Origin of the sequence: Candidatus Infernicultor aquiphilus (assembly GCF_002784285.1) — a bacterium.
GTDB lineage: Bacteria > Atribacterota > Phoenicimicrobiia > Phoenicimicrobiales > Phoenicimicrobiaceae > Infernicultor > Infernicultor aquiphilus.
The window spans coordinates 1,089-1,431 of sequence record NZ_PFKO01000275.1 but is presented as its reverse complement, the minus strand read 5'-3'; the positions used below and the strand labels follow the sequence as shown (position 1 = coordinate 1,431).

1 protein-coding gene is annotated in these 343 nt (G+C 27.1%); it reads left to right on the top strand.

What is annotated here, in order from left to right; all coding sequences use genetic code 11:
* Positions 1-170 precede the first annotated feature (170 nt).
* Entirely contained in the window at positions 171-338 is a 168-nt protein-coding gene (locus COZ07_RS07425; RefSeq protein ID WP_406607938.1) for a hypothetical protein, read from the top strand.
* Positions 339-343 lie beyond the last annotated feature (5 nt).

Below are 343 nucleotides of genomic sequence, written 5' to 3'. Positions count from 1 at the left end.
CATTAAGACAATAAGGGTAATAAATTTTTGGTCAGGGAATATTTCATTATCTTTTTTGAAAAAACCTTGAAGATATTATTAAAATCTGGTATAATATAGTAAGCAATGAAACTAACCGATAAGAAAATTAAATAAATATTTAAAGTAACTTTTTTATAGGAGAAGGTAAAATGGCAACAGCGATTTCAAAAACACCCACGTTAAAAGGAAAAGAAGCGGAAAACTTTCAAAAACTCGCCAATGCAAACAAGAATAAATGTGCTTCTAAAAAAGAAGTAGAATGTGCAATCAAAACCTTTATTTCTGTTTTAAGAAAACAAGAAATCATTTCTAAATGACTACA

Coding starts and splice junctions, on each gene's coding strand:
- COZ07_RS07425 (WP_406607938.1), top strand. CDS start 171: ATGGCAACAGCGATTTCAAAAACACCCACGTTAAAAGGAAAAGAAGCG.